Below are 24,911 nucleotides of genomic sequence, written 5' to 3'. Positions count from 1 at the left end.
TGCTCCCTCCCAGCCCGGGCCCCGCGTCCAGCGCTGTCCAGCAGTCGCAGGACCATCAGGGCCCGGCCACCCTCCCTCCCCGGCCGGGCCCTGATGCGTTGGCGGGGGGAGCGGCCGGGCCTCGCTAGACTCGCGGGCGCCCGCGCCGCGGCGGCGGGCTCCCGCCGTACCCCCGCGAAAGGCACCCGATGACCGGCACCCCCGACCACGACCTCGTCCTGGTCGTCGACTTCGGCGCCCAGTACGCCCAGCTCATCGCCCGCCGGGTGCGGGAGGCGCGGGTCTACTCCGAGATCGTGCCGCACACCATGCCGGTCGACGAGATGCTCGCGAAGCGGCCCGCCGCGATCATCCTGTCGGGCGGCCCGTCGTCGGTGTACGCCGACGGTGCCCCCGGCATCGACGACACCCTGCTCACGGCCGGCACCCCGGTGTTCGGCATGTGCTACGGGTTCCAGCTCATGGCGCAGGGCCTCGGGGGGACCGTGTCCCCGACGGGCGCGCGGGAGTACGGGCGGACCCCCGTCACCGTCGGCCTGCCCGGCACCCTGCTCGCCGACCTGCCCGGTGAGCACCGCGTGTGGATGTCGCACGGCGACTCCGTCACCGCGGCGCCCGACGGGTTCTCCGTGCTGGCCTCCACCGACGTCACGCCGGTCGCCGCGTTCGAGGACACCGAGCGGCGGCTCGCGGGCGTGCAGTGGCATCCCGAGGTGCTCCACTCCGAGCACGGCCAGGAGGTGCTCGAGCGGTTCCTCGTCGACATCGCCGGGTGCCGCCAGACGTGGACGATGGTCAACATCGTCGAGGAGCAGGTCGAGCGCATCCGGGCCGAGGTCGGCGACGCCCGCGTCATCTCGGCGCTGTCGGGGGGTGTCGACTCCGCCGTCTCCACCGCCCTGGTGCAGCGCGCGGTCGGCGACCAGCTGACGGCCGTCTTCGTCGACCACGGCCTGCTGCGCGAGGGCGAGGCCGAGCAGGTCGAGCAGGACTACGTCGCCGCGACGGGCGTCGACCTGAAGGTCGTCGACGCGCGCGAGCAGTTCCTCGGCCACCTGGCCGGGGTCACCGATCCGGAGACGAAGCGCAAGATCATCGGCCGCGAGTTCATCCGCGTCTTCGAGGCCGCGGAGCGGGAGGTGCTGGCCACGCCCGGTGCGCCCGTGAAGTTCCTCGTGCAGGGCACGCTCTACCCCGACGTCGTGGAGTCGGGCGGAGGAGCGGGCGCCTCCAACATCAAGAGCCACCACAACGTGGGCGGCCTGCCCGAGGACCTCGAGTTCTCCCTCATCGAGCCGCTGCGCACCCTGTTCAAGGACGAGGTCCGCGAGGTGGGGCGCCAGCTCGGCATCCCCGAGGCCATCGTGTCCCGGCACCCCTTCCCGGGGCCCGGCCTGGCCATCCGCATCATCGGCGCGGTCGACGCGGAGCGCCTCGCGATCCTGCGCGCCGCAGACGCGATCGTGCGGCAGGAGACGACCGCCGCCGGCCTCGACGCGGAGATCTGGCAGTTCCCGGTCGTGCTGCTCGCCGACGTCCGCTCCGTCGGGGTGCAGGGCGACGGGCGCACCTACGGCCACCCGGTCGTGCTGCGCCCCGTCTCCAGCGAGGACGCCATGACGGCCGACTGGAGCCGCCTGCCATACGAGGTGCTGGAGCGCATCTCGACCCGCATCACCAACGAGGTGGCCGAGGTCAACCGCGTGGTGCTCGACGTGACGAGCAAGCCGCCGGGCACCATCGAGTGGGAGTGAGCGGGGCCGCCGCCCGGCGGCCCCGCCCCTCTGGGCGCGTCAGCGGCGCTTGGCGTCCTTGCGCGCGCGGTGCTTGAGCTGGGCGATCCGCAGCGAGCCCACGAGGGCGGTCAGCAGGATGCCCGCCGCCGTCGCGACGAGCAGCGCGACCGCCAGCGGCGTCTCGCCCTCGAAGCCGAGGAACTCCACCGTCGTCGTGTCGGTGTTCTGGGCGATGAAGACGACCAGCAGCACCAGGATCACGCCGAACGCGACCAGCGCGGCCCACAGGCCCCCGGCCTTCGAGCCGCGCGTCGGGTCCTTGGCGGGCCTACCGGGCTGCCCCGGCTGACCGGGGGCGGCGCCGGGCGTCGTGGGGGCGACGGGCCCGGTGCCCGGCGTCGTCTGCTGCGCGGGACCCGGGGGAGGGGCCGGACGGCCGGGCTCGGGGCCCGTGGGGCTCGTGGGGGAGGTCATCCGTCGAACGTAGCAACCCCGGCGTCACTCCAGCGGCAGCAGCAGGTCGGTGTTCTCGGCCGCGAGCAGCACCGCACCGACGAGCGAGGCCCGCTCCTCGAGCTCGCTGAGCTCCACGGGGGTGGTCGCGACGGCGTCGAGCACGTGGCGGCGCAGCTCGCGGCGTACCGACTCCAGCAGCAGGTCCCCGGCGCGGGCGATGTCGCCCCCCACGACGATGACGGCCGGGTTGAGCAGGTTGACGACGCTCGCCAGGCCCCACCCGAGGTGGCGGCCGGCGTCCTCGAGCGAGCGCTGGGCCGACAGGTTGCCGGTGTGGGCCGCGGTCACGACGTCGTCGAGGGTCGCGCCAGGCAGCTGGTCGTCCATCATCGCGAGCACCGCGCTCACCGACGCGTAGGCCTCGAGGCAGCCACGGCTGCCGCAGCGGCAGACCGGCCCGCGCTCGTCGAGCGTCAGGTGGCCGATCTCGCCGGCCGCGCCGCCGCTGCCGTGGAAGAGCCGGTTGTCGAGCACGATGCCCGCGCCGATGCCCGAGGAGATCTTCACGAAGACCGAGCTGTCGCGGCCCCGGCCGACGCCGAGGCGGTGCTCGGCCAGCGCGCCGAGGTTGGCGTCGTTCTCGACGCAGACGGGCACGCCGAACGCCGCCTCGCAGACGGCGAGGGCGTCGACGCCGACCCACCCCGGCAGGATCGCCGCGGAGGCGACCACCCGCTGGTTGATCGGCGCGGGCAGGCCGGTGGTCACGCTGCGCAGCGTCGAGCGGTCGGTGCCCTCCTCGGCCAGCAGCTCGTCCAGGAGCGAGGTCGCGAGGGCGAGCCCGTCGCCGTACGGGTGGGTGGGGGGGAGGCGCTGGCGGCGCTCGCGCACGAGGCGACCGGTCATGTCACCCAGCGCGACCGCGACGTGGCTGTGGCCGAAGTCGACGCCGGCCACCAGCCCGGCCGACGCCGCGAGCCGCACGACGGTGCCGCGGCGCCCGCTGCCGGGCTCGGTGACCACCAGGCCGACGGCCCCGAGGTCGCGGATGATGTTGGAGACGGTCGCCGGGGCGAGCCCCGTGGTGCGGGCCAGGTCGGCCTGCGTCAGCACCGGCTCGTCCCCCGGGGTGGCCGCCGTGCGCAGCACGTCCAGCACCCGGCGCTGGTTGGCGGTGCGCAGGGTGGACGTGGAGCCCGGCGAGGGCCCGCGGAGGTCGGCGGTGGACACGGGCGTCACCCTGACGGGTTACTCACTAGTCGTCAAGCAATGTCCACAAACCGCGCTCGTTCACACGCCGGAAACGATTTGCGTTCAACACTTGACGACAAAGCCTGTGAGGCACAACACTCCACTCGTTCCCCCGTCGGCAGCGCGTGCTGCCCGGTCATCGAGGAGAGAAGCATGTCCACCAGATTCCACCGGGTCGTCGTCTCCACGGCCGCACTCGTCGTCGGTGCCGGCGCCCTCGCCGCGTGCGGTGCCAACGACGCCCAGTCCGGCGGCGGGGAGGGTGGCGGCGGGTCCACCATCGCGCTCCTGCTGCCCGAGTCGAGCACCACGCGCTACGAGGCGTTCGACAAGCCGCTGTTCGAGGCCAAGGTCGCCGAGCTCTGCGACGACTGCGACGTCATCTACTTCAACGCCGACCAGGACGAGGCGAAGCAGACCCAGCAGGTCGACTCCGCCCTGTCGCAGGACGCCGACGTCATCGTGCTCGACCCGGTCAACGGCGCGGGCGCCGGTGGCATGGTCCGCACCGCCCAGGACGCGGGCGCCGAGGTCATCGCCTACGACCGCTTCATCGAGGGCGCGGACTACTACCTGTCCTTCGACAACGAGACGGTCGGCCGCATGCAGGGCGAGGCCCTCATCGAGGCCACCGGCGACACCGGCGGCATCCTCATGCTCAACGGTGCCCCGAGCGACCCGAACGCCGCGCAGTTCAAGGCCGGCGCCCACGAGGCGATCGACGCCAGCGGCCTCGAGGTCCTCGCGGAGTACGACAACCCCGACTGGAGCCCCACGAACGCCCAGCAGTGGACGTCCGACCAGCTCGCGCGCTTCGACGCCAGCGAGATCACGGGCGTGTACGCCGCCAACGACGGCCAGGCGGGTGGCGTCATCGCCGCGCTGACCGGCGCGGGCGTCGACCCCGCGGCCCTGCCCCCCATCACGGGTCAGGACGCCGAGCTGGCCGCGATCCAGCGCATCGTCGCCGGTGAGCAGGCCATGACGATCTACAAGCCCATCAAGATCGAGGCCGAGAAGGCCGCCGAGGTCGCCGTCGCCCTGGCCCAGGGCGAGGACGTGGGCGAGACCGAGGACTACGAGGGCGTCGCGTCCTTCATCTTCGACCCGATCGTCGTGACCGCGGAGAACGTGGCCGACACCGTCGTCGCCGACGAGTTCTACTCGGTCGAGGACATCTGCACCGAGGACTACGCGGACGCCTGCGCCGCAGCCGGGCTGTCCTCGTGACCCCGATCGACACCAGCAAGGGACGCGGCGCCGCCGCGTCGGACCGAGCCGGCCGGGACACCCCGGCCGGCTCGGGCCTCGCCCTCTCCCTGCGCGGGGTCGGCAAGCGGTTCGGCGCCGTCCAGGCGCTGGCGGACATCGACTTCCGCGTCGGCGCGGGTGAGGTCGTCGCGCTCGTCGGCGACAACGGCGCCGGCAAGTCGACCCTCGTCAAGATCATCTCGGGCGTCTACCAGCCCGACGGCGGCGAGATCGAGGTCGACGGACGCCGCGTGAGCATCAGCGGCCCGCGCGCCGCCCAGGGGCTCGGCATCGCGACGGTCTTCCAGGACCTCGCGCTGTGCGACAACCTCGACGTGGTCGCCAACCTCTTCCTGGGCCGCGAGCGCCGCCAGAGCGGCATCGTGCTCGACGAGGTCGGCATGGAGCAGGAGGCGTGGCGGCTGCTGCGCCGCCTCTCGGCGAAGATCCCGTCGGTGCGCATCCCGATCGCGTCGCTGTCCGGCGGGCAGCGCCAGACGGTCGCCATCGCGCGCAGCCTCGTCGGCGACCCCGGCATCGTGCTGCTCGACGAGCCCACCGCCGCGCTCGGCGTCGCCCAGACCGCGGAGGTGCTCGCCCTCGTACGGCGCCTGCGCGAGACCGGCCTCGGCGTGATCCTGGTCAGCCACAACATGTCCGACGTGCTCGCCGTCGCCGACCGCATCGAGGTGCTCCGCCTCGGTCGCAACGCCGCGAGCTTCGACGCCCGCGACGTCTCGATCGAGCAGCTCGTCGCCGCCATCACCGGTGCGAGCGACGAGGCCCGCAGCGGTCGCGACGACCTCGCGGCCACCCCGAACCCCGCAGGAGGGACGTCATGACGGTCGCCGCCGACCTCGCCGACGAGCGGCTCGTCCGCAGCAAGGGCCTCGCCGGGGCCGTCGACGTCGTGTGGCGCCGCCTGCGCGGCGGCGACCTCGGCAGCCTGCCGGTCGTGGTCGGCCTCGCGATCATCTGCGTGGTCTTCTACAGCCTCGAGCCGCGCTTCCTGTCGTCGTTCTCGCTCGTCAACATCCTGACCTACGCCGCACCGGTCGGGATCATCGCGCTGGGCATCGTGCTCGTCCTGCTGCTCGGCGAGATCGACCTGTCCGTCGGCTCGGTCTCGGGCATGGGCGCCGCCGTCATGTCGGTGCTCGTCGTGCGCGAGAGCCAGTCGGTGCTCGTGGGCCTCCTCGCCGGCATCGGCGTGGGCGTCCTCGTGGGCCTCGTCTACGCGCTGCTGTTCACGAAGCTCGGCATCCCGAGCTTCGTGTTCTCCCTCGGTGGCCTCCTCGGCTTCCAGGGCGTGCTGCTCTACCTGCTGGGCAGCGAGGGCACGATCAACCTGCCCAGCGACTCGGGGCTCATCGAGTTCACCCGGTTCAGCCACCTGACGGGGGCGGCGGCGTACGCGCTGGTCGCCGGGGTCGTCGCGCTGTACGTGCTGGGCGGGCTGTGGACCATCCGCCAGCGCAAGCGCGCGGAGCTGTCCGCGCCGTCGGTGGTGGGCCTCGCGGTCAAGGCCGCGCTGCTCGCAGCCGGCCTGGCGGGGCTGACCTACTACCTGGGCATCGACCGCGGCTGGAGCTACCTGTTCCTGCTCTTCGTGGCCCTGGTCGTGCTCATGGACCTGGCGCTGCGCCGTACGCGGTGGGGGCGCCACGTCTTCGCGGTGGGCGGCAACGAGGAGGCGGCGCGCCGCTCGGGCGTCAAGGTCACCCGCATCTACGTGTCGGTCTTCGTGCTCACCTCGACGCTCGCCGCCCTCGGCGGCGTGCTCGGGGCGGGGCTCCAGACGTCGGTCTCCCAGGCGACCGGCACGACGGACACGAACCTGACGGCCATCGCGGCCGCCGTCATCGGCGGCACGAGCCTCTTCGGTGGCCGCGGGTCGGCGTACGCGGCGCTTCTCGGCATCATCGTGCTGCAGGCCATCCAGTCGGGCCTCAACATCGTGGGCGTCGACTCGTCGGTGCGCTTCATGGTCACGGGCGCGGTGCTGCTGCTCGCGGTCGCCATCGACTCGGTGGCGCGGCGGGCCCGCTCCTCCAGCGGACGCGGCTAGCCGGGCACGACCCGGCACCCACCCGGCCGAACGGCCCGACGGGGCCGTCACCTCCACGACGCGGCGATTCCACGCCGTCGTCGTGCGGTGGCGGCCCCGTTTCCGTCAGACTGACCCGGTGACGACTTTGATCGGGACGCTGGGCGCCGTGCGCTCGCGCGTCCTCGGGGGACTTCGGGGCGTGGTGCTGCGCCAGGCGGCGGGGCGCATGGACCTCTCACGCATCGACAAGGTGCCGGCCTCGCTGGGCTGGCCGCTGACGCGCGACGGCATCGAGCCGCCCGCGCGGCTGGACGAGATGCGGGCCGAGGCGCCGGTGCAGCGGCTGACGACCTTCCTCGGCATGAACGTGTGGCTGGTGACCGGCTTCGACGCGGCGCACGAGGTGCTGACCGACCGGTCGTCGTACTCGACCGACATCCGCCCGTACGTCGGCAAGGCCGGCGCCGCGGACGGCGACATCGGCGGCCTCGGGTTCACCGACCCGCCCGACCACACGCGGCTGCGCAAGTTCCTCACGCCCGAGTTCACCCGCCGGCGGCTGCAGCGCCTCGAGCCGCTGGTCGACAAGATCGTGGCCCGCCAGCTCGACGAGATCGAGGAGGCGGCCCGCGCCGCCGAGGACGGCGTCGTCGACCTCGTGCCGCTCTTCAGCTTCCCGGTGCCCTTCCTCGTGATCTGCGAACTGCTGGGCCTGCCCGACGAGCGCCGCGAGACCTTCCGCGAGCTGGGCTCGGCGCGCTTCGACATCTCCGGCGGGGGGTACGGCGCGTTCGGCGCCATCTCCGGCTCCCGGGAGTTCCTCCTCGCCGAGACGGCGCGCCAGCGGACCGACCCGGGCCCGGGCCTCATCGGCCAGATCATCCGCGACTTCGGCGACGACATCAGCGACTACGACCTCGGCGGCCTCGCCGACGGCGCCTTCACCGGCGGCATGGAGACGAGCGCCGGCATGCTGGCGCTCGGCACGGCGGTGCTGGTCGAGAACGGCGGCACCTGGCAGTCGTTGGTCGACGCGACCGCCGACGTCGACGCGGTCGTGGAGGAGCTGCTGCGCTACCTCTCGGTCGTGCAGGTCGCCTTCCCGCGGTTCGCGACGACCGACGTCGTCGTGGCCGGCCAGCAGGTCCGCAAGGGCGACGTCGTGATGGTGCACCTGCCCGCCGCCGACCGCGACCCCGCCTTCGGTGCCTGCCCGATGGGCTTCGACCCGGGCCGCCCGGCCAAGTCGCACCTCGCCTTCGGGCACGGCATCCACCGCTGCGTGGGCGCCGAGCTCGCCCGCATGGAGCTGCGCAAGGCCTACCCGGCGCTCGCCGAGCGCTTCCCGCGCATGGCGCTCGTGGAGGGCACCGACGGGCTCGAGACGTTCGACGCCTCGATCGTGTTCGGCGTCGAGCGCCTGCTGGTGCGCCCCCTGGGCTAGCTCCTGGGCTAGTTCCTGGGCTAGTTCCTGGGCTGGTACGTCGTGCCGCGCTGCACGACCGGTCGGTCGATGCCCGCGCCGATGTCGACGAGCTCGGCGACGGTCTTGGCCGAGCCGTGCTCCGAGCCGGCCATGCGGGAGATCGTCTCCTCCATGAGCGTGCCGCCGAGGTCGTTGGCACCGGCCTGCAGCATCCGCCGGGTGCCCTCGACGCCCAGCTTCACCCAGCTCGTCTGGATGTTGTCGACGCGCCCGTGCAGCAGGATGCGGGCCACCGCGTGCACGGCGAGGTTGTCGCGCAGGCTCGGGCCGGGGCGGGCGACGCCGGCGAGGTAGATCGGCGCGGAGGAGTGCACGAACGGCAGGGGCACGAACTCGGTGAACCCGCCGTACCCGTGCTCGCGCGCCGCGTCCTGGATGCCCGACAGCACCCGCAGGTGGCCGATCCAGTGGCGCGGGTTGTCGACGTGGCCGTACATCATCGTGCTCGTCGTCGGGATGCCCACGCGGTGCGCGGTGGAGATGATCTCGACCCACGTCGCTGTCGGCAGCTTGCCCTTGGTGAGGATCCAGCGGACCTCGTCGTCGAGGATCTCCGCCGCGGTGCCGGGGATGGAGTCGAGGCCGGACTCGCGGGCCTTGATGAGGAAGTCCTCGAAGGACAGCCCGGTGCGGGTCGAGCCGTTGAGCACCTCCATCGGGCTGAAGGCGTGCACGTGCATCTGCGGCACCCGCGCCTTCACCGCGGCCGCGATGTCGAAGTACGCCGTGCCCGGCAGCTGCGGGTCGATGCCGCCCTGCATGCAGACCTCGGTGGCGCCGAGCTCCCACGCCTCCTGGGCGCGGTCGGCGACCTGGTCGAGCGACAGCGAGTAGGCGTCGGCGTCGGTGCGGCGCTGGGCGAAGGCGCAGAAGCGGCAACCGACGTAGCAGACGTTGGTGAAGTTGATGTTCCGGTTCACCACGTAGGTGACGTCGTCGCCGACGGTGGTGCGCCGCAGGTCGTCGGCGAGCGCGCAGACCTCGTCGAGCAGCGCGCCCTCGGCGGTGACGAGGGTCAGCGCGTGCGCGTCCGAGAGGCCACCGGGGTCGCGCACGGCGGCGGCGAGCGCCTCGCGGCCGGCGGCCAGGTTGACCGCCGGGGCGACGGGCGCGGCGGCGGGCACCGCGGCGCCGTCGGCGGCGCGCCGGACGGCGGCCCAGTCGCCGTACACGGTGTCGAAGTCGCTGCGCCGGTCCTCGGTGCGCCCCGTGGAGTCGACCTCGGTGTGGAGGTCCACCCGCCCGAAGCCCGACTCCTCGAGCGAGGGGTCCGGCTCCTGCCAGGGGCGGCCGACCGGCCGCACCCCCGGTACGGCGAGCCCCGCCCGCGCGGGGTCGTCGCCGCCGGCGTCGGCCAGGGCCGCGACGTGCCCGGCGACGCGGGGGTCGATCCACGGCTCCTCGCGGGCCAGCGCGCCCACGACGTACTCGGGGTGGACCGTCAGGCGCGGCTCGAGGGTGAGCCCGCAGGCCGCGGTGACGTCGCGCAGCCGCTCGAGGGAGGGCCAGGGGCGCTCCGGGTTGACGTGGTCGGGCGTGAGGGGCGAGACCCCGCCCCAGTCGTCCACGCCGGCGCCCAGCAGGGCCCGGCACTCGGCGAGGTCGACGAGGTTGGGCGGCGCCTGCACGCGGGCCTTCGGGCCGAGGAGCACGCGGGTGACGGCGATGGCCGCGCGGTACTCGTCGAGCCCGAGGTCGTCGGTGTGGCGCATGGCGGTGTCGGGCTTCGCGCGGAAGTTCTGCACGATCACCTCCTGCACGTGCCCGTAGGCGCGGGAGACCTGCCGCAGCGCGAAGATCGTGTCGGCGCGCTCGGCGAGGGTCTCGCCGATGCCGACGAGCAGGCCGGTGGTGAAGGGGATGGCGAGGCGGCCGGCGTCCTCGAGGGTCCGCAGCCGCACGGCCGGGTCCTTGTCGGGGGAGCCGTGGTGGGCCTCGCCGCGCGTCTCGAACAGCCGGCGGGAGGTGGTCTCCAGCATCATCCCCATCGAGGGGGCGACGGGCTTGAGCCGGTTCATCTCCTCCCAGCTCATGACGCCGGGGTTGAGGTGGGGCAGCAGCCCCGTCTCCTCCAGCACGTGCACCGCCATGGCGCGCACGTAGGCGAGCGTGGAGTCGTAGCCCTGCTCGTCGAGCCACTCCTGCGCCTCGGGCCAGCGGTCCTCGGGGCGGTCACCGAGGGTGAAGAGCGCCTCGAGGCAGCCCAGCTCGGCGCCCTCCCGGGCGATGGCGAGGATCTCGTCGGGGGAGAGGTACGGCGCGCGCCCCTCCCGCGCCGCCTGCTTCGGCGTCTCCACGAAGGTGCAGTAGTGGCAGCGGTCGCGGCACAGCCGGGTGACGGGGATGAAGACCTTGGGGGAGTAGGTGACGACGCCGGGCCGGCCGGCCTCGACCAGCCCGGCGTCGCGCACCCGGGCGGCGACGGCGCAGAGCCGGTCCAGCTCCTCGCCGGTCGCCGCCAGGAGCGCCGTCGCCTCCGCCGCGTCCAGGCTCGCCCCGCGCTCCGCGCGGACCAGCGCGCGGCGTACCTGCTGGGGGCTGGGCGCGTCGGGAGAGGTCACCGTCGCAGCCTAGACCTCGCCGCGAACCATGCTCATGGTGCGCAGGATCACAGGCCGAGCATGCGGCCGATGATCTCCTTCTGGATCTCGGTCGTGCCGCCGTAGATCGTCTGGATGCGGCTGTCCACGAAGGCCTTGGCGATGGGGTACTCCATCATGTAGCCGTAGCCGCCGTGCAGCTGGACGCCGATGTCGGCGAGCTTGGTCTGCAGCTCGGTGGTCCACCACTTGGCCATCGACGCGAGCTGGGTGTCGACCTCGCCGCGGTTGAGCTTGAGCACCGTGTCGTTGAGGAAGACGCGGGCGATGTGCACCTCGGTCGCCATCTCGGCGAGGGTGAAGCGCGTGTTCTGGAACTTGCTGATGGGGCGGCCGAACGCCTCGCGCTCCTTCACGTAGTCGAGGCAGATCGCCAGGATGTGCTCGCACGCGGCGACGGCGATGGCGGCGATGGAGACGCGCTCGCGCGGCAGGTTCACCATCAGCGAGATGAAGCCGGAGCCCTCCTCGCCGAGCAGGTTCTCCTTCGGGACCACGACGTTGTCGAAGAACAGCTCGGCCGTGTCCTGCGCCTTCATGCCGACCTTGTCGAGGTTGCGGCCGCGGGAGAAGCCCTCGGCGCCGCTCTCGACGACGAGCAGGCTGATGCCCTGCGCGCCCGCGTCGGGGTCGGTGCGCGCGACCACGACGACGAGGTCGGCCATGATCCCGTTGGAGATGAAGGTCTTCGAGCCGTTGAGCACGTAGTGGTCGCCCTTGTCGACCGCGCTCGTGCGGATGCCCTGGAGGTCCGAGCCGGCGCCGGGCTCGGTCATCGCGATCGCGGTGACGATGTCGCCGGAGACGCAACCGGGCAGCCAGCGCTCCTTCTGCTCCTGCGTGCCGAGGGCGAGCAGGTAGGGGACGATGATGTCGTTGTGCAGCGGGAAGCCCAGCCCGCTCGCGCCGACGCGGCTGATCTCCTCGGCGACGACCATGTTGTAGCGGAAGTCGTCGAGCCCGAGGCCGCCGAACTCCTCCGGCACGTCGAAGGAGAGCAGGCCGGTCGCGCCCGCCTTGCGCCAGACCTCGCGGTCGACGATGCCGGCGGCCTCCCACTTCTCGTGGTGCGGCACGACCTCCTTCTCGAGGAAGGCGCGGACCGTCCCGCGGAAGTCCTCGTGCTCGGTCTCGAGGATGTCGGCGGCGGAGGCGAGGGGCATGGAGGGGCTCCTTGGGCGCGGTGACGAGGGCGTCAGAACATGACACCCTTACTGTGACAGCGAAACTGTCAGGGAGCAAGCGGGGCGGGGAGCCGGCCCGCGCGGCGGATTGCCCCGACCTCGATGACAGCCCTACTGTCACAGTCGTGACCGCCATCCCCGAGCGCCCCGAGCACCACGACCCCGACGGCGCCACCCTGACGATCGACGAGCTGTCGGCGCGGGCGGGCACGACGGTGCGCACGACGCGCTACTACGCGAGCCTCGGCCTCATCCCCCCGCCGGAGCGGCGCGGGCGGGTCGCCTACTACGGCGACGTCCACCTCGCCCGGCTCGAGATGGTGCGGGCGCTGCAGGACCACGGCTTCACGCTGCAGGCCATCGAGCGCTACCTCGCGTCGGTCTCGAGCGAGGCCACGACGGAGGAGCTCGCCCTGCAGCGCGCGATGCTCACCTCCTGGACCACCGAGCCCCCCGAGCGCCTCACCCGCCGCCAGCTCGAGAAGCGCGCGGGCCGCCGCCTGGAGGACGAGGAGGTCGAGGTGCTCGTGCAGGTGCGGGCGGTCGAGGTCGAGCCGGGCACGGACCGGTACGTCGTGCTGGCCGGCTTCGCGCTGGGGCTCGAGATGCTGTCGCTCGACATCCCCATCACCAGCGTCATCGAGGCCACCGAGACCATCGAGCGGCACATGGAGTCGCTGGCCGACGAGCTCACCGAGATCCTGCGCACCCAGGTCGTGCGGCCCTTCCGCGCCGAGCAGCACACGCCCGAGGAGGCCGCGCGGATGGAGCGCACCGTCTCCGCGCTGCGCCGCATCACCCTCGAGGGCGTCGTCGTCGGCTTCCAGCGGGCCGCCAACCAGGTCATCGAGCGGTCGTTGCGGCGTCGCTGAGCGCCGGGGCGCGCGATGATGGCGTCATGACCGACCGCGCTCCGATCCACACCTGGCTGACCGACATGGACGGGGTGCTCGTCCACGAGGAGGAGCCCATCCCCGGGGCGTCGGACTTCATCGCCGCCCTGCAGGCGTCGGGGCGCGAGTTCCTCGTGCTGACCAACAACTCGATCTTCACCCCGCGCGACCTGCGCGCCCGGCTGCTCGGCAGCGGCATCGACATCCCCGAGCACCGCATCTGGACCTCCGCGCTCGCGACGGCGCAGTTCCTGCTCGACCAGCGGCCGGGGGGCACGGCGTACGTCGTGGGGGAGGCGGGGCTGACCACGGCGCTGCACGACGTGGGCTACGTGCAGACCGACCGCGACCCCGACTACGTCGTGCTGGGGGAGACGCGGACCTACTCCTTCGAGGCGATCACGCGGGCCATCCGGCTCATCGAGGGCGGCTCGCGCTTCATCGCGACCAACCCCGACCCGAGCGGGCCCAGCCAGCAGGGCAAGCTGCCCGCGACCGGTGCCGTGGCCGCGCTCATCACGGCGGCGACGGGCCGGCGGCCCTACTACGTGGGCAAGCCGAACTCGCTGATGATGCGCAGCGCGCTCAACCGGCTCGAGGCGCACTCGGAGACGACGGTGATGATCGGCGACCGCATGGACACCGACATCGTCGCGGGCCTCGAGGCGGGCCTGCGCACCGTGCTCGTCATGACCGGCTCGACCACGCGCGCACAGGTCGAGGACTTCCCCTACCGCCCCACCCGCGTCGAGGAGTCCATCGCCGACCTCGTGCGCATGGTGGAGGAGGGCACGCTCTAGCCCGGCCCGACGCCCGGCTACGGCACGACGATCACGCGGCGCACCGGGCTGGCGGGGCTGTTGCCGGCGATGTTCGTCGAGTAGACCCAGAACTCGTAGGTCCCCGGCGCCAGGCCGCGGTAGGTCAGGTGGCGCTGGGTGGGCGGCACGGACCAGAACTTGTCGCCGCGCTGCACGACGTACCCCGTGATCGCGCCGCCGTTGGCGGCCGGCAGCGCCCACGAGACGGTGACGTCGCGGCCCTTCAGCGCGACCGCGGGTGTCCCGACGGAGCTGGGGGGCGCGACGGTGACGGCCTGGGTGCGCACCTCGCTGGGCACGGAGGCCCCGACCGCGTTGGTCGCGGTGACGGTGAAGGCGTAGGTGCCGCGCGGCAGGTCGCGGAAGGTGATGCGGTCGGTGCCCGCCGGCACGGCCCAGGCGCGGCCGTCGCGGTGCACGACGTACCCGGTCACGGGCTCGCCGTTCGCGTCGGGCGGCAGCCACGCGACGACGACGTCGTCGCCGGTGGCACGGGAGTACGGCGTGGCGACCTGCGCCGGCGGACCGGCGGGCACGACCCCGGCGGAGACCTCCGACGGCTCGCTGTCGCCGATGCGGTTGGTGGCGGCGACGCGGAAGGTCCAGGTGGTGCCGTTCGTCAGGCCGGGGACCTCGACGCTGGTGGCGTCGGCCGGCGCCGAGGCGCGCACCTCGGCGCCGCCGTCGGCGGGGGTGGCGACGACGACGTAGCCCGTCAGCGGCTCGCCGCCGTCGTCGGCAGGCGCGGTCCACGTGACGGTGGCCGAGCGGTCGCCGCGCAGGGCGGTGACGCCGCTCGGTGCGTCCGGCACTGTCGAGACGCAGCGGTAGTCGCGGTCGTTGACCTCCACGACGGAGGAGCCGGGGCGGGCGGGCAGGCAGGCGTCGCCGTCGAGCTCGACGGTCTGGCCCGACGGCAGGAAGCGGAGCACGGCGCCGTCGGCCGGGCGGGCGTACGTCGCGGTGTAGCTGTCGTAGGCCATCCCGGTGACGCCCGTGAGCGGAGCGCAGCCGACGAGGTCGCACGACGAGAGCGGGATGAGCCCGCCGCCGGCGGCGCGGGCGACGCGGCCGGTGACGGTGCCGTCGAGCACGCGCACGAAGGTGCCGTCGGCCGGGACGGCGGCGACGTGGCCGCCCCACGGCTGGGCGGCGACGCCGCGGTGGGTGAGCGCGGCGCGGTCGATGCGCACGGCGCGCTGCGGGCCGCCGTACGGGGTCCAGCTCTCGACCGGGAACGCCGCGCCCCCGGCGAAGACGGAGACGCCGCCGGTGGGCACGACGACGAAGGTGCCGTCGGCGGGGGTGGCGCGCAGGTGGGCGTGGTTGCGGTCGGCGCGCGCCGCGTCGTCGACGACGGTGGCGGCGACGTCGACGGGCGCCTGGGCGGGGTCCTCGAGCGCGGCGGTGGTGGGCAGGTGCAGCGGGGCGCCGCCCGCGACGCGGTAGAGGCGGCCGTCGGTGACGGTGCGCAGGACGGTGCCGTCGGCGGGGTACGCCGCCATGCGGTCCCACTCGCCGCCCGTGCCGGCCCGGTCGATCGCGGCGTCGTCGACGGCGGTGGTGGGCTGGACCCCGCCGTACGGGGCCCACGAGTCGACCCACTGCGGCGAGCCGCCCGCGACGCGGAAGACGCCGCCGGTGGAGCGGCCGATGAGGAAGGTGCCGTCGACGGGGGTGCGGCGCAGGAAGGCGAACCCGCCCGTGCCGCCGGCGTTGTCGAGGGCCTCCTCGCCGACGAAGACCCGGGTCACGGCGCGGGTGCCGCCCCACGGGGCGAGCGAGGAGACGAAGAGCGGGGCGCCGCCGGCGACGACGTACGTGCGGCCGCTGCGGGCCGCGACGAGGAAGGTGCCGTCGACCGGCGCGGGCCGCAGGTGGTCGTAGACGTGGTCGGTGCCGATGCGGTCGATGGCGCGGTCGTCGACGTCGACGACCGGCCCGTCGGGGGCGATGTCGGGAACGTGCACGGGGGCGCCGCCGGCGATGCGGAACACGCGGCCCGAGGGCAGGCCGCGGATCCAGGTCTCGTCGACGGGGTAGCGGCGCAGCGTGCCCCACTGGGCCGCGTCGTAGGTCTCGCTGGGCTGGGTGCCACCGAAGGCCGCCCAGTTGGAGACGTGGATCGGGGCACCGCCGGCGATGCGGTAGACGTGGCCGCCGTAGCCCACGAAGTCGCCCTCGGCGACCGGGTCGGTGGCGACGTGCGCGAGCTCGGCGGCGTCGCAGCGGGCGTTGCTCGCGGTCGGCAGGGCCGTCGACATCATGGCGATCGGGGTGTCGGCGGGGAGCACGGCGTAGGTGTCGAACGCCGCCCAGCAGCCCTTCTGGAAGTCGGTGTGGGTGTGGATGCCGCTCTCGGTGCACACGCGCCACGACGACGAGTACGCCCAGCCGTCGGCGGTGCCGTCGCCGCAGCGGGAGTCGTCGCGCTTGCCGCTCGGCAGGAAGCCGATGGTGGTGCCGGGCGGGAACGCCGGCGTGCTCGTGCTGACCTGCACGTTCGCGAGGTGCCCGTAGCGGATCTGGCCGACCGCCGTGCCGCCGACCCGCACGTCGAGGGTGACCATCTGCCCGGCGCCGTTGTTGTTGGAGTCGACGCGCGCGACCTTGAGGCTCACGGGCCCGTCGAACGACTTCATCTGCGGCTTCACCGCGGCGCCCGGACCCTTGTGGAGGTCCCAGGAGAAGCCGCCGAGCAGGCGCGGGGTGTGGTCGGCGGGGCGGATGAGGCCCGTGCGGCCGCCGTCGTCGAACGGCATGTAGATGGCCACGCGCGTGCCGCCCGCGGCCGCGGACTGCTCGGCCCCGCCCTCGGGCTCGGGGTCCAGCGGGTTGCCGCCCGTGACGAGGGTCAGGGTGACGACGACGAGCGCCAGGCCCGCCAGGAGGGCGGCGGCGCGCCGGGTCGCGGTACGGCGGACGCGGCCCGCGGGGCGGGTGCGCTCCGGTCCGCCCGGCGACACGGGCTCGTGGTCGTTGACTGGCACAAGGCCGCAATGTATGTGGCGAATGGTGCTCGTGGGGAGGATGGGGCGAGATTCACAGGGAGGCCGGGTCGAGGCGTGGTGTGCGCCGTGGCCGTATTGCATCCAATCACCGGTATTTGCATACTGTCGGCTGTGTCCTCCCCGCTGCCGGCCTCGGCCTTCACGTCGCCTCCTGCCCACCTGACGCGGCCCACGCTGGAGGGGGCCTACGGCATGAGCGCCTCCACGCACTGGTCCGCGACCGCTGCGGCGCAGTCGGTGCTCGAACGGGGTGGCAACGCGTTCGACGCAGCCGTGGCGGCCGCGTTCGTGCTGCACGCGGTCGAGCCGCACCTCAACGGCCCGGGCGGCGACATGGTGGCGCTGGTCGCGCCCGCGGGCCGGGCGCCGACGGTGGTCGACGGTCAGGGCCCGGCGCCCGCGGGCGCCACGATCGAGCGGATGCGGGCGGAGGGGCTCGAGGAGGTGCCCGGCAGCGGCGCCCTCGCGGCGGCCGTCCCGGGCGCGGTGCTCGCGCTGCTCCACGTGCTGCGCGACCACGGCACCTGGGACGTCGCCGACGTCCTGGCCTACGCCGTCGACCAGCTGGAGACCGGCCATGCGGCGGGACCCCAGCTGTGCGGTGTCGTGGCGGCGATGGCCGACCACTTCATCGAGCACTGGCCGACCTCCGCGGCGATCTGGCTGCGGGAGGGCCGTGCGCCCGCGGTGGGGCAGGTGGTGACCAACCCGGCGTACGCCGCCACCCTGCGGCGGCTGCTCCGGGCCGCGCCGGACGCGGCGACCCGGGAGGAGCGCATCGACGCGGTGGCGGGCGAGTGGCGCACCGGCTTCGTGGCCGCGGCAGTGGCGGCGGCCGTCCAGCGCCCCCACCGCCACTCCTCGGGCCGCGACCACCGGGGGCTCCTCACCGCCGAGGACCTCGCCGACGCCCGGGTCGCCACGGAGGAGCCGCTCGTCCTCGACTTCCGCGGCACCCGGGTCCACAAGGCGGGCTTCTGGACGCAGGGCCCGGTGCTGCTGCAGGCGCTCGCCATCCTCGACCACTTCCCGGACGACCACCTCGACCCGTCGACGGCGCTCGGCATCCACACGGTGGCCGAGGCCCTCAAGCTGGCGATGGCCGACCGCGACACCTACTACGGCGACGCCGGCCCGGTGCACCCCGAGGGGGCCGGCGGCAGCTCGGACCCGCGACGGGCGCTGCTGTCCCGCGAGTACGCCGCCGCCCGGGCCGCGCAGATCGGCGCGACGGCCTCGTGCGAGCACCGGCCGGGCGACCTGCCGGGGCTGACGCCGTGGCGGGTGCCGCTCGTGCTGGAGGGCGGGGCGGCGGCCGGGGCCGGAACGGGGGAGCCGACGGTGGCGCGGGACGGCAGCACGCGGGGGGACACCTGCCACGTCGACGTCGTCGACCGGCACGGCAACCTGGCCTCGCTGACGCCGTCGGGCGGGTGGCTGCAGTCGTCGCCCGCCGTCCCGGAGCTGGGCTTCTGCCTCGGCACGCGCCTGCAGATGACCTGGCTCGACCCGGACAGCCCCTCGGCCCTGCGTCCCGGCCGCCGGCCGCGCACCACGTTGAGCCCGACCATGCTGAGCCGCGGGGGCCTCACCACCGCGGCGCTGGGCACGCCGGGCGGCGACCAGCAGGACCAGTGGCAGCTGCTGTACCTGCTGCGCACCCTGGTCGGGGGCTACACGCCCCAGCAGGCCGTCGACGCCCCGGCCTTCCACACGACGGCGCTCGTGAGCTCGTTCTGGCCGCGGGAGCTGAGTGCCGCGGGGCTGGTCGTCGAGGACCGCGTCGGCCCCGAGGTCGTCGCCGAGCTCGAGCGCCGCGGGCACGACGTCACGGTCGCCGACGGCTGGAGCCTCGGGCGCCTCTCCGCGGTCGTCCGGGACCCCGCGACCGGCCGCCTCGGCGCGGCCGCGAACGCGCGGGGCGCCCAGGGCTACGCGGCGGGCCGGTGAGCGGGGTGAGCAGTGCGCGGGCCGGGGTCGCGCCCTCGACCGCGGTGGCCCTCATGCTGGTGCTGACGTTCTCCACGGGCGTCGCCGACGCGATCGGCTACCTGGCGCTGGACAAGGTCTTCACCGGCAACATGACGGGCAACGTCGTGATCCTCGGCATGGGCCTGGCCGGGGAGCAGGGCCTCCCGGTGGCCGGTCCGCTCGTCGCGCTCGGGGCGTTCATGGCGGGCGCCGCGACCGGTGGCCGCGCGCAGCGGGCGGTGCCCGCCGGGTGGCAGACCCGTACGGCGGTGCTCCTCGCGGTCGTGGGCACCACCTTCGCGGCCACGGCCGGCTACACGGCCGCCCGGCCCACGTCGTACGGGCACGAGGAGGGCCTGGTCCTCGCGGGCGTCATCGCGTGGGCGATGGGGCTGCAGGCCGCCGTGGCCCGCCACGTCGCCGTCAAGGACGTCACCACCGTGGTCGTCACCTCGACCATCACGGGGCTGGCCGCCGACTCCCGGCTGGGGGCCGGCGGAGGGCAGCCCTGGGCCCGCCGGGCGCTGGCCGTCGTCGCGATCGGGCTCGGTGCCCTCGTCGGGGCGCTCACGCTGCGGTGGCACCCCGGGGTCGGCATCGGCTTGTCGGCACTGCTGACGTACGGCGTCGCCCTCGCCGGGGGCCTGCAGCACCGTGCCCGCGCGCGACGGGAGTGACGCTCAGCGGTCCCGGCTCTGGCCCTGGTTCTCCACCCACCGGGCGAGCGCCTCGGCGGAGGAGCGGACGTGACGGGTCATGGCGCGCCGGGCGCGCGCCGCGTCGCCGGCGTTGATCGCCTCGGCGATCTGGCGGTGCTCGGCGGAGTTCTGCCGCAGCAGCCGCGAGTTGCCGGCGTACGCCGCGAAGGCGGAGTTGCGGGGCAGGCGCCGGCTGATCTCGGCGATGGTGAGGCTCAGCTGGTGGCTCGCGGCCGCCTCGAGGATGACGCCGTGGAAGTCCTCGTTGGCCTCCGCCCACAGGCGGGCCGCCTCGGTGACGCCGGCCGGGTCGGCCTCGGGGTCGGCGGCCTGGTGGGCATCGACCGCCCGGTCGTAGCGGTCCCACGCGGAGTTGAGCCGCCGCAGCTGGTCGTCGTCGATGAGGCCCGCGGCGAGCTCGGCGGCCAGGCCCTCCAGCTCGCCCCGCACCGCGCCGAGCTCGCGGATGTCGCGCCCGCTGTGCCCGTTGACCCGGGCACCCCGGTTCGGCGTGATGGTCACGACGCCCTGGGCGTGCAGGACGCGGAGCGCCTCGCGGACGGGAGTCCGGCTGACGCCGAACTCCTCGGCGACGGCCGCGTGGCGGATCCAGCTGCCGACGGGCACCTCGCCGGAGAGGATCCGGCGCAGCAGCTCGTCGGCGAGCCACTCGCCGAGCGCGCCGTCCGTCTCGCGTCCGTTCTGCGTCTCGGCCACCACCGCTGGCACCTCCTGGGCGGGTCGCCCGGTCGCGGACGGGGCACCTCCCCGTCGCGGTGGGCCCGCCGCGCCGGACCCGGCCCCAGTTTTGCATCCAATCGATCCGTCGTGTCGACGACCTCCCGAGGAGACCCCGTGCCCGTGCTTCCCCCCGCTCACGATCCGTCGGGCGCGCCCGCTGCCGCCCCGTCCCGACCGCTCGGCTGCTGGGCCATGGTGCCCACCCCGTTCTCGGCGGACGCCGCGGTCGTGGACCGGAGCTCCCTCGTGCGACTGGCGGGCGGCCTCCTCGACGACGGCTGCACCGGGCTCGTGGCCCTCGGCGCGATCGCGGAGCCCGCCACCCTCACCGCGGCCGAGCGCGACGCGGTCGTCCGGGACCTGGGCGCCGTGGCCCGCGCGCGGGGCGCCGGCCTGGTCGTGGGACTGGCGGGCACGCGGACCGACGACGCCGTCGCCGAGGTCCGGCGCTCCGCCGACCTGCGCCGGTCGGCGGACGCCCTGCTGGTCCCCGTGCCCGCGCCCGACGCGCGAAGCACGCGGCGGCACCTGCGGGCCGTCCACGATGCGTCGGGACTGCCGCTCGTCGTGCAGGACCTGCCCCGGGCCACGGGCGTGACGATCGGGCTGGACGAGCTGCTGCGGGCGGTGGAGGGCCTCGACTTCGTCGCGGCCGTGAAGTGCGAGTCCCCGCCCACGTTCGTCGCCGTCGCCGCCCTCGTGCGGCACACCGACGTCGTGGCGATGTCGGGGATGGGCGGCACGGGCCTCGTCGCCGACCTGCACGCCGGGGCGCGGGCGGTTGCGCTCGGCGCGACGCCGACGCGCGTGCTGGTCGCCGCCGTGGACGCGTGGCAGCGCGGCGATGTCGAGGAGAGCCTGCGGCTCGTCGGCTCGGTCGCGACCCGCTGCCACGTCGAGACCCAGCCCGGCGCCTCGGTGGCGATCCGGAAGGAGCACTGGCGCCGGGAGGACCGGATCGCCTCGGCGTCCGTGCGGGCGCCGACGCCCCCGTGGCGCCCGGAGGAGGACGGCCTCGACGGCCTCTCCGCGCTCCTGGGCCTGCCGGACGCCGTCGTACGGCCACCCGTCCCCGGGTGACGGGCAGGGGTCGATTCCGCGAACCCTCTTGCCAGGGGCGCCGATCTCTCGCAAACTGCATCCAATCCGAGAGAGTCGCATCCATTCCAGAAGGTGGCACCGTGAGCTCAGCACTGCAGCCGGAACCCGTGGGCACCGCTCCGGCGAGCCTCAAGCGCAACACGATCGGCGCCTTCGGACTGACCTTCATGGTCGTGGCCGCGGCCGCCCCCCTGACGGCGATGGCGTCGAACATCTCCCTCAGCCTCGCCTTCGGCGTCGGCGCCGGCACCGTCGGCCTGCTCGTCGTCGTGGCGGTCCTGCTGACCGTGTTCGCGACGGCGTACGTCGCGCTCAGCCGCCACGTCACCAACGCGGGGGCGTACTACGCGTTCATCGGCTTCGGGCTCGGTCGGGCCGTCGGCGCCGGAGCCGCGTTCGTCGCGACGGTCGCCTACAACATGGCGGCCGGCGGCATGATCGCCGCCACCGGCTACTTCGCCGACGTGACCGCCGTGTCCTACCTCGACGTCGACCTGCCCTGGTACCTCTACGGCGCGGTCGCGCTGGCGCTCACGGCGTACCTGGGCCGGCGGGGCGTCGACGTCGCGCAGCGGCTCACCACCGGTGTCTCGCTGCTGCAGTTCGCCGTCATCGTGGTGCTCGGCGTCGCCGTGCTCCTCGAGCGCCCCGGCTCGTGGGACCTGGGGGTGTTCACGCCCGGGCAGATGCTGGACGGCAACATCGCGATGACGCTCGTCTTCTGCATCCTCTCCTTCGTCGGGTTCGAGGCCACGGCCATCTACGGCGAGGAGGCGAAGGCGGCCCGCCGCTCGATCCGGGTCGCCACCTACACCTCGATCGCGCTCCTCGTCGCCGTCTTCGTCTTCTCGACCTGGTCGATCGTCGCCGCCTACGACGACGTGCAGGCGGCCGCCGCGGCCGATCCGGGCTCCCTGGTCTTCCGCGCTGCCGACGCCTACCTCGGGTCGTGGTCCGGGGGCCTGCTCTCGGCGATGGTGACGATCAGCTTCCTCGCCGCCGGCGTCGCGTTCCACAACATGGCCGCGCGCTACCACTTCTCGCTCGGCCGCACGGGCCTGCTCCCGCGGGCCCTCGCGGCGACCCACCCGCGCTTCGGCACGCCGCACCGCAGCAGCGCCCTGCAGATCGGCCTGTCCGTGCTGATGCTGGTGCCCTTCGCGGTCTCGGGGGCGGACCCGATCCTCAACCTCTTCCCGGCGGTCTCGGGCATCACGAGCATCTCGCTGACGTCGCTGATGATCGGCTGCTGCCTCAGCATCGTCGTCGCCGGACGCCGGGGCCTGCTGCCCGAGAGCCGGTGGGTGACGCTGGGCGCCCCGCTGGTCGCCGGCGCGGGCATGGTCGCCATCGTCGCCATCATCCTGGCCAACTACCAGGAGGTGACGGGCAGCTCGTCACGCGTCATCGCCCTCATGCCGCTGCTGCCGCTGGCCGCCGGGCTGTACGGCGCGGTGGCCTACACGCTGCGCGCGCGGCGGGTCGGGGAGCTCGAGATCGATGCATCCTGAGACGGCGCGTCCCGTCCACCCCCAGGAGGCCCCCGTGCACCCCGACGACCTGATGCCCCACCTCGACCTCGACGCACTGGTCGACCCCCACCTCGTGGCGCCGCCCCCGGTCGAGGTGCTGCCCGGTGCGCGCAGCCACCTGCACCTGCGCTACGCGGTCGTGCAGGGCTGGCGCCCGCTGCAGCTCGACCTGCACCTGCCCGCCGTACCGGGGGAGGAGGGTCGGCCCTGGCCCGTGGTCGTCCACGTCCACGGCGGCTCCTTCCTCGCCGGCGTGCCGGCGATGGGGCCCTGGGTGACCCTGCCGGCCCGGGGGGTCGCGGTGGCGTCGGTGTCCTACCGCCTGGCGGGCGAGGCACCCTTCCCCGCCGCCGTCGAGGACGTGCGCGCCGCCGTCGCCTGGGTGGCCGACAACGCGGACCGGTTCGGCCTCGACCCCGGGCGCGTGGCGTTGTGGGGGTCCTCGGCCGGCGGCTACCTGGCCGCGCTCGTCGGGATCACCGGCGCCGACCCGGTGGGGCGCCCGGTCGGTGGCCTGTCGCGCCCGGACCCGTCCCCCTGGCCGCGCGTCGCTGCCGTGGTGGCGCAACACCCCGTCACCGACCCCGCTGCGCTGCGGGCGGACGCCGAGCACACGACGCCCGACGAGGTCGACGCGCTCGAGGCGGTCATGGCCCGCTTCTTCGACCAGACGTCGCCCGCGCCGACGGCGCTGGAGGCGCACCTGGCCCGGCGGCGCGAGGCGGGCCACGACGTGCCGCCGTTCCTGGTGGCGCACGGCGACGCCGACCGCCGCGTCGGGCTCGGCCAGTCGCGCCGGCTGATCGACGCGCTGCACGCGCACGGCGTGCCCGCCGAGCTGGTGGTCGTGCCCGGCGCCGACCACGGGGCCCCCGAGTTCTCCGCCGAGCCGCTCGTCGCCCGGGTGCTCGATTTCCTCACCTCCCGGTGGGACCGCGGGGGAGCGCCCTGAGCGCCGCCGCCCCCGACGGGGCCGCCCCGACCCACGACCGCACCCACCCCGCAAGGAAGACCATGGACGTCCTCATCTCCGGCGCCAGCATCGCCGGCCTCACCACGGCTCACTGGCTCGCCCGCCACGGCCACCACGTCACGGTCGTCGAGCGCTCCGACGGCCTGCGCAGCGGCGGCGTCTCGATCGACGTGCGCGAGGAGGCGGTCGAGGTCGCCCGCGCGATGGGCATCTGGGAGGACGTGCGGCGCCTGCGCGTGCCGCACGACGACGTCTACCGCTTCGTCGACGAGTCGGGCGCCACGCAGGCCGAGCTCCGGCCCGCCGCGGACGTCTACGACAACACCGAGGACGTCGAGATCTCCCGCGACGTCCTCGCCGACCTGCTGCGGGCGGCGGTGCCCGACGACGTGGACTTCCGCTTCGACACGTGGATCACCGCGATCACCACCGCGCCCGACGGAGGGCGCGCGGTGACGCTCGACGACGGCAGCGTCCTCGTCGTCGACCTCGTGGTCGGCGCCGACGGCATGCACTCGGCGGTGCGCGAGCTCGTCTTCGGTCCCGAGCGGCAGTTCGTGCACCACCTCGGCCTCTACGTCTCCATCGCCAAGCGCTGCCGCTCGGTGGGCGTCGCGACCGGCTCCGAGGTGCTCAACACCCCGGGACGCATGGTGATGCTCCGCAGCGACGGCACCTCGACGTCGGCGCTGCTGGGCTTCCGTTCGGAGTGGCTCGAGCACGACTTCCGCGACGTCGCGGCCCAGCGGGAGATCGTGCGCCGCGCGTTCGCCGGGATGGAGGGCTGGGTCGCGCCCGAGGCCGTGGCCGAGGTCGTCGGCGCCGAGGACTTCTACTTCGACTCCGTCAGCCAGATCCGCATGCCGTCGTGGACCGGCGAGCGCACCGCGCTCGTCGGCGACGCGGGCTACTGCGCCTCGTTCTTCTCCGGCATGGGTACGACGCTCGCGATGGTCGGCGCCCGCGCCCTGGCCGAGGCGCTCGAGGAGGCACCCGGCGTGCCCGCCGCACTGCGCGCGTACGACCAGCGCATGCGCCCGATCGTCGAGCGCGCGCAGGCGATCGCCGACCAGGGTGCGGCCCTGCTGTTCCCCACCACGCGTGAGGCCATCGAGGAGCGCAACGCCGCGCTCCGCGCCGCCGCGCCCGCCTGACC

Annotated in this window: 19 protein-coding genes; 13 read left to right on the top strand and 6 right to left on the bottom strand. The window is 74.2% G+C overall.

Translation table 11 applies throughout. The annotated features are described in order from the left end of the window. Positions 1 to 188 precede the first annotated feature (188 nt). On the top strand, positions 189 to 1,754 hold the full coding sequence (gene guaA, locus KK617_RS01390; protein ID WP_277497603.1) for a glutamine-hydrolyzing GMP synthase: 1,566 nt from the start codon (positions 189 to 191) through the stop codon (positions 1,752 to 1,754). Positions 1,755 to 1,793: 39 nt separating this feature from the next. On the opposite strand, the gene KK617_RS01385 is transcribed toward guaA, so the two are convergent. Next, entirely contained in the window at positions 1,794 to 2,210 is a 417-nt protein-coding gene (locus KK617_RS01385; RefSeq protein ID WP_277497602.1) for a lipopolysaccharide assembly protein LapA domain-containing protein, read from the bottom strand. A 24-nt stretch (positions 2,211 to 2,234) separates the two neighbouring features. Next, positions 2,235 to 3,422: an ROK family transcriptional regulator gene (locus KK617_RS01380; RefSeq protein ID WP_277497601.1), complete on the bottom strand. Its 1,188-nt coding sequence runs from the start codon at positions 3,420 to 3,422 to the stop codon at positions 2,235 to 2,237. Between the two features lie 174 nt (positions 3,423 to 3,596). On the opposite strand from KK617_RS01380, the gene KK617_RS01375 reads away from it, so the two are divergent. From KK617_RS01375 to KK617_RS01360, 4 genes are all read left to right on the top strand, one after another. Then, on the top strand, positions 3,597 to 4,673 hold the full coding sequence (locus KK617_RS01375; RefSeq protein ID WP_277497600.1) for a substrate-binding domain-containing protein: 1,077 nt from the start codon (positions 3,597 to 3,599) through the stop codon (positions 4,671 to 4,673). Positions 4,674 to 4,762: 89 nt separating this feature from the next. Next, positions 4,763 to 5,536, top strand: coding sequence for an ATP-binding cassette domain-containing protein (locus tag KK617_RS01370; RefSeq protein WP_277497688.1), 774 nt, complete (start codon positions 4,763 to 4,765; stop codon positions 5,534 to 5,536). Beyond that, positions 5,533 to 6,762, top strand: coding sequence for a sugar ABC transporter permease (locus KK617_RS01365; protein WP_277497599.1), 1,230 nt, complete (start codon positions 5,533 to 5,535; stop codon positions 6,760 to 6,762). Before KK617_RS01370 ends, KK617_RS01365 begins: the two co-directional genes overlap by 4 nt. A 118-nt stretch (positions 6,763 to 6,880) precedes the next feature. Continuing rightward, entirely contained in the window at positions 6,881 to 8,188 is a 1,308-nt protein-coding gene (locus tag KK617_RS01360) for a cytochrome P450 (protein WP_277497598.1), read from the top strand. A 20-nt stretch (positions 8,189 to 8,208) separates the two neighbouring features. On the opposite strand, the gene KK617_RS01355 is transcribed toward KK617_RS01360, so the two are convergent. Together KK617_RS01355 and KK617_RS01350 are read right to left on the bottom strand one after the other, a co-directional pair. After that, positions 8,209 to 10,791, bottom strand: coding sequence for a bifunctional FO biosynthesis protein CofGH (locus tag KK617_RS01355; RefSeq protein ID WP_277497597.1), 2,583 nt, complete (start codon positions 10,789 to 10,791; stop codon positions 8,209 to 8,211). 47 nt (positions 10,792 to 10,838) lie between these two features. Then, on the bottom strand, positions 10,839 to 11,993 hold the full coding sequence (locus KK617_RS01350) for an acyl-CoA dehydrogenase family protein (protein ID WP_277497596.1): 1,155 nt from the start codon (positions 11,991 to 11,993) through the stop codon (positions 10,839 to 10,841). 146 nt (positions 11,994 to 12,139) lie between these two features. Between KK617_RS01350 and KK617_RS01345 the strand changes: the two genes are divergently transcribed. Together KK617_RS01345 and KK617_RS01340 are read left to right on the top strand one after the other, a co-directional pair. Then, positions 12,140 to 12,886 (top strand): MerR family transcriptional regulator, encoded by a 747-nt coding sequence (locus tag KK617_RS01345; protein WP_277497595.1) that lies wholly within the window; start codon positions 12,140 to 12,142, stop codon positions 12,884 to 12,886. A gap of 26 nt (positions 12,887 to 12,912) precedes the next feature. Beyond that, positions 12,913 to 13,707, top strand: coding sequence for an HAD-IIA family hydrolase (locus tag KK617_RS01340; RefSeq protein WP_277497594.1), 795 nt, complete (start codon positions 12,913 to 12,915; stop codon positions 13,705 to 13,707). A gap of 17 nt (positions 13,708 to 13,724) precedes the next feature. Here KK617_RS01340 and KK617_RS01335 read toward each other — a convergent pair whose 3' ends face one another. Further along, a complete protein-coding gene (locus tag KK617_RS01335) occupies positions 13,725 to 16,718 on the bottom strand; it encodes a fibronectin type III domain-containing protein (RefSeq protein ID WP_277497592.1) in 2,994 nt (997 codons plus the stop codon). A gap of 132 nt (positions 16,719 to 16,850) precedes the next feature. Between KK617_RS01335 and KK617_RS01330 the strand changes: the two genes are divergently transcribed. Both KK617_RS01330 and KK617_RS01325 read left to right on the top strand, forming a co-directional pair. Beyond that, the gene (locus tag KK617_RS01330; protein WP_346812576.1) at positions 16,851 to 18,689 is read left to right on the top strand and encodes a gamma-glutamyltransferase; all 1,839 of its coding nucleotides are present in this window, start codon (positions 16,851 to 16,853) and stop codon (positions 18,687 to 18,689) included. 5 nt (positions 18,690 to 18,694) lie between these two features. Further along, on the top strand, positions 18,695 to 19,387 hold the full coding sequence (locus KK617_RS01325) for a YoaK family protein (protein ID WP_277497591.1): 693 nt from the start codon (positions 18,695 to 18,697) through the stop codon (positions 19,385 to 19,387). 3 nt (positions 19,388 to 19,390) lie between these two features. Here the strand turns inward: KK617_RS01325 and KK617_RS01320 are convergent, their stop codons facing one another. Beyond that, positions 19,391 to 20,128, bottom strand: a complete 738-nt coding sequence (locus KK617_RS01320; RefSeq protein WP_277497590.1) for a GntR family transcriptional regulator — start codon at positions 20,126 to 20,128, stop codon at positions 19,391 to 19,393. Positions 20,129 to 20,341: 213 nt separating this feature from the next. Here KK617_RS01320 and KK617_RS01315 point away from each other — a divergent pair, with 213 nt between their 5' ends. From KK617_RS01315 to KK617_RS01300, 4 genes are all read left to right on the top strand, one after another. Further along, positions 20,342 to 21,229: a dihydrodipicolinate synthase family protein gene (locus KK617_RS01315; RefSeq protein ID WP_277497589.1), complete on the top strand. Its 888-nt coding sequence runs from the start codon at positions 20,342 to 20,344 to the stop codon at positions 21,227 to 21,229. A 101-nt stretch (positions 21,230 to 21,330) separates the two neighbouring features. Further along, on the top strand, positions 21,331 to 22,761 hold the full coding sequence (locus KK617_RS01310; RefSeq protein ID WP_277497588.1) for an APC family permease: 1,431 nt from the start codon (positions 21,331 to 21,333) through the stop codon (positions 22,759 to 22,761). Between the two features lie 34 nt (positions 22,762 to 22,795). After that, entirely contained in the window at positions 22,796 to 23,734 is a 939-nt protein-coding gene (locus KK617_RS01305; RefSeq protein ID WP_277497587.1) for an alpha/beta hydrolase, read from the top strand. A gap of 62 nt (positions 23,735 to 23,796) precedes the next feature. Continuing rightward, positions 23,797 to 24,909, top strand: coding sequence for an FAD-dependent monooxygenase (locus KK617_RS01300; RefSeq protein WP_277497586.1), 1,113 nt, complete (start codon positions 23,797 to 23,799; stop codon positions 24,907 to 24,909). Positions 24,910 to 24,911: the final 2 nt, after the last annotated feature.

It is taken from the genome of Nocardioides sp. ChNu-99 (genome assembly GCF_029493445.1).
In the GTDB taxonomy this organism is placed as follows: Bacteria; Actinomycetota; Actinomycetes; order Propionibacteriales; family Nocardioidaceae; genus Nocardioides.
The sequence above is the reverse complement of the archived record's forward strand: the minus strand, read 5'-3'. Positions and strand labels throughout refer to the sequence as shown.